The organism is Pseudoxanthobacter sp. (assembly GCF_036822375.1).
Lineage (GTDB): Bacteria > Pseudomonadota > Alphaproteobacteria > Rhizobiales > Segnochrobactraceae > Pseudoxanthobacter.
Window position 1 is genome coordinate 1 of record NZ_DAISHT010000254.1, and the last position, 4,447, is coordinate 4,447.

General features: G+C 69.1%; 2 protein-coding genes. One reads left to right on the top strand and one right to left on the bottom strand.

Features of this window, described 5'->3' with window-relative positions; all coding sequences use genetic code 11:
• Nucleotides 1-261 precede the first annotated feature (261 nt).
• Nucleotides 262-3,000, bottom strand: a complete 2,739-nt coding sequence (gene gyrA / locus V7067_RS15890) for a DNA gyrase subunit A (RefSeq protein ID WP_334176878.1) — start codon at nt 2,998-3,000, stop codon at nt 262-264.
• Nucleotides 3,001-3,512: 512 nt separating this feature from the next.
• Between gyrA and V7067_RS15895 the strand changes: the two genes are divergently transcribed.
• Nucleotides 3,513-4,166, top strand: coding sequence for a MarC family protein (locus tag V7067_RS15895; protein ID WP_334176879.1), 654 nt, complete (start codon nt 3,513-3,515; stop codon nt 4,164-4,166).
• The last annotated feature ends 281 nt before the right edge of the window (nt 4,167-4,447 follow it).

The window sequence follows — 4,447 nt, forward strand, 5'->3', positions numbered from 1 at the left end:
GCGACGAGATCGAGCAGCCCTTCCGCCTGACGCTGAACAACCTGCCGCTCGATTCGCTGTGCCGCCGGCTGGAGATCGACCTGCTCGATGCCCTCGGCCGCGAGCACCTGCCGCCGGTCATCCGCCCGAACGGCTTCTGGCTGACCTGACGCACCGGCGCAGCGACGGCCCGACAAAAGAAAAAGCCGGCGCGGTGCAGGGCACCCGCCGGCTTTTTCATGTTTTGCCGCCGGAGCGGCGCGGCCTGAAGGCCGGGCCGGATCAGCCCTCGGTGCCCTCGGCCTCGCCCTCGCCTTCCTCGTCCTCGCTGACGCGCTCCACGGAGACGACGCGGGCATCCTCGCCGGTGTTGAAAACGATCACACCCTGCGTGGCGCGGCCGGCGATGCGGATGCCGTCCACGGGCACGCGGATGAGCTGGCCGCCATCGGTCACCAGCATGAGCTGATCGCTCTCCTCCACGGGGAACGAGGCGACGAGGCGGCCGTTGCGATCGTTCACCGCCATGGCGGTGATGCCCTTGCCGCCGCGACCGGTGGTGCGGTAGCTGAACGACGAGGTGCGCTTGCCGAAGCCGCGTTCCGAGACCGTGAGGATGAACTGCTCGGCCGCGCCCATCTCGGCATAACGCTCGGTGCCGAGCTCCTCGCCGAGGTCGGCCACCAGATCGCCGCTGTCCTCGATGTCGGCCTCGCCGGCCTCCTCCGTCTCGCCGGCCACCGCGCGGCTGCGCTTCAGGTAGGCATCGCGCTCGGCCGGAGCGGCCTCGAAGTGGCGCAGGATCGACAGCGAAATGACCGTGTCGCTCTCGCCCAGCGCAATGCCGCGCACGCCGACCGAATCGCGGCCCTTGAACACGCGCACATCGGTGACGGGGAAGCGGATGCACTGGCCGGCCGCGGTGGTCAGCAGCACGTCGTCGTTCTCGGTGCACACCTGAACGTCCACGATGCCATCGCCCTCGTCGAGCTTCATGGCGATCTTGCCGTTGCGGTTGACCTGCACGAAATCCGACAGCTTGTTGCGCCGCACCGTGCCGCGCCGGGTGGCGAACATCACGTCCAGCTTGTCCCAGCTCGCCTCGTCCTCCGGCAGCGGCAGGATGGAGGTGATCTGCTCGCCGGTCTCGGTGGTGAGAATGTTCACCAGCGCCTTGCCGCGCGCCTGCGGCGCCGCCAGCGGCAGGCGCCACACCTTTTCCTTGTAGACCTGCCCGCGGGAGGAGAAGAACAGCACCGGGGTGTGGGTGCTGGCCACGAACAGGCGGGTGACGAAATCCTCCTCGCGCGTCGCCATGCCGGTGCGGCCCTTGCCGCCGCGGCGCTGGGCGCGATAGGTGGCGAGCGGCACGCGCTTGACATAGCCGGCGTGGCTGACGGTGACGACCATGTCCTCGCGCTGGATCAGGTCCTCATCCTCAAGGTCCGCGCCGCCTTCCACGATCTCCGTCCTGCGGGGCGTGGCGAATTCGGTGCGGATCTCGGTCAGTTCGGTTTCCACGATCTGCAGCACCCGGGCGCGCGAGCGCAGGATGTCCAGATAATCGCGGATTTCGACCGCCAGCTTTTCCAGCTCTTCCGCGATCTCGTCGCGGCCGAGCGCGGTCAGGCGCTGCAGGCGCAGATCGAGGATGGCCCGCGCCTGTTCCTCGGAAAGCTGGTAGGTGCCGTCTTCCGCCAGCGTGTGGCGGGGATCGTCGATCAGCGCCAGCAGCGGCGCCATGTCCCGCGCCGGCCAGCGCCGCTCCATCAGCTGGGCGCGCGCCGTTGCCGGATCGGGCGCATTGCGGATGAGGCGGATGACCTCGTCGATGTTGGCAACGGCAATGGCGAGGCCGACGAGCACATGGGCGCGGTCGCGCGCCTTGCCGAGCAGATATTTGGTGCGCCGGCCGATCACTTCTTCGCGGAAGGCGATGAAGGCGGTCAGCATGTCCTTGAGGTTGAGCAGCTCCGGCTTGCCGCCGTTGAGCGCCACCATGTTGGCGCCGAACGTCGTCTGCAGCGGCGAGAAGCGGTAGAGCTGGTTCAGCACGACATCGGCCACGACATCGCGCTTCAGCTCCACGACCACGCGCATGCCCTCGCGGTCGGATTCGTCGCGCAGGTCCGAGATGCCCTCCACCCGCTTCTCGCGGACCAGATCGGCAATCTTCTCCACCATCGTCGCCTTGTTCACCTGAAAGGGGATCTCGGTGATGATGATGGCTTCGCGATCCTTGCGGATGGTCTCGACGGAGACCTTGCCGCGCATGGTGATCGAGCCGCGGCCGGTGAGATAGGCCTGCCGGATGCCCGAACGGCCGAGGATGAGACCGCCGGTGGGGAAATCCGGCCCCGGCACGATCTGCATGAGCTGCTCGATGCTCATCGCCGGATCGGCGATGAGGGCGATGCAGGCATCGATGATCTCGCCCAGATTATGCGGCGGGATATTCGTCGCCATGCCCACGGCGATGCCGCCGGCACCGTTGACGAGCAGGTTGGGGAAGCGGGCCGGCAGGACGACAGGCTCGCGTTCCGAGTTGTCGTAGTTGTCCTGAAAATCGACCGTGTCCTTGTCGAGGTCGACCGTCTGCGTCTGGGCGATCTTCTCCAGCCGCACTTCGGTATAACGCATGGCCGCGGGCGGATCGCCGTCGACCGAGCCGAAGTTGCCCTGCCCGTCGATCAGCGGCACGCGCATGGAAAACGGCTGCGCCATGCGCACCAGCGCGTCATAGACCGACTGGTCGCCGTGCGGGTGGTATTTACCGATCACGTCGCCGACGACGCGCGCCGACTTGCGATAGGGCTTGTTCCACTCGTAGCCCATTTCGTGCATCGAATAGAGGATGCGGCGATGCACGGGCTTCAGTCCGTCGCGCACGTCGGGAAGCGCGCGGCTCACGATCACGCTCATGGCGTAATCGAGATAGGAGCGGCGCATCTCGTCCGTGATCGAGATCGGGCTGATATCGGAGGGATCACCTTCCGGTGCTGGCTTGTCCGGATCGGCCAAGATCAGATTCCATCAGTCAAAGCGGGAAGTCGAGCCGGGGTTATAGCCGATAAAGCCGGCTTGGCCAACCGCCGGATGGCGGCGATGCCACCGCAGAAAGGCAAAGTGCGTCAATATTTTACGCCGCGGTTCCGATTCCCGCCGCAAGGCCGGGCGGCAACACGCCCCATTTCCGCCCTCATTGGCCGGCGCCGCCCGCCCGCCCGGTGCACCCGGGATCGCTCAGCCCCCCGCCGGGGATCGCTCAGGCCCCGCCGGGATCGCTCAGACCGCCGGGATCGCTCAGACCGCCGGGCGGGGCCGGCAGCCGGCGGCTGCGGCCCGCACCCGCCGGCCCGGCCCGGCGCGCCGCGCGGCGCGGCCGCCCTGCAGCCCCGCACCGGGGCCGGGCCGGCCAACGCGTCGCAAGGCGGCCGGCCCGCCGGCCATCGACGCCCGGCGCCGCCGCCCCTACACTCGGCTCTCAGGGGTTGCGACCGGTCCGTGCGGGGACACACAGGGAAGGGGCACACATGGCCAGCGGTGCGTTCGCCATTTCCGATCTTCTGACCGCCTTCACGACACTGTTCGTCATCGTCGATCCGCTGGCGCTGGCGCCGATCTTCCTCGTCACCACCTCGTGGGCCGCGCCGCACGAGCGCCGGCAGGTCGGCCTCAGGGCGGTGGTGATCGCCGGCGGCATCCTGATCGTGTTCTCGGTGGCCGGGTCGGCGATCCTGCGCATCCTCGGAATCTCGCTGCCGGCGTTCCGCATCGCCGGCGGGCTGCTGATGTTCTGGATCGCCTTCGAGATGGTGTTTTCCAGACGCGAGGATCGTGCCGCCGCGCCGGTCATCGAGCAGGCCGCGCGCGCCGACGAACTGCGGCGCATCGCGGTGTTTCCGCTTGCCGTGCCGCTGCTTTCCGGCCCCGGCGCCATCTCCGCCACGGTCGTGCTGGCCACGCAGTTTTCCGGGGTGGCCGGTCAGGCGCTGCTCATCGCCATCATCGTGCTGATCATGGCGATCACCTACGGCGTGTTCCGCGCCGCCGCGCCCATCGACCGGCTCGTGGGCGATACCGGCCGCGTCATCGCCACCCGCCTGCTCGGCGTGCTGCTCGCCGCCCTTGCAGTGCAGATCGTCGGCGACGGCATCCGCGCCTTCATGAAGCTGAACGGCCTCTGAGAGACGGCCCGCGGCCACGGCAGACCCGTGGACGAACATCCGGGGACGCAAGACCGGAGAGCAACGGCAGGCTGACACGCCCGCCGCTATCCGCCCCGCCCGCAGCCGGCGCCGCACACTGCGCAACGCCCGCCGCCCGGCCCGCAAACGGCCGGCGGACCAGCCGGTGCGGCACTTGCCCGACCGGCGCCCCCGGCCGAGGCCGGCCCGCGAACACCTTCGCCGCCGCCGGGCAACGCCGGGCAACGCCGGGCAACGCCGGGCAACGCCGGGCAACGCCG

Excerpts from the sequence above, each read along its gene's own strand:
- V7067_RS15895 (WP_334176879.1), top strand. The coding sequence starts at position 3,513 with ATGGCCAGCGGTGCGTTCGCCATTTCCGATCTTCTGACCGCCTTCACG.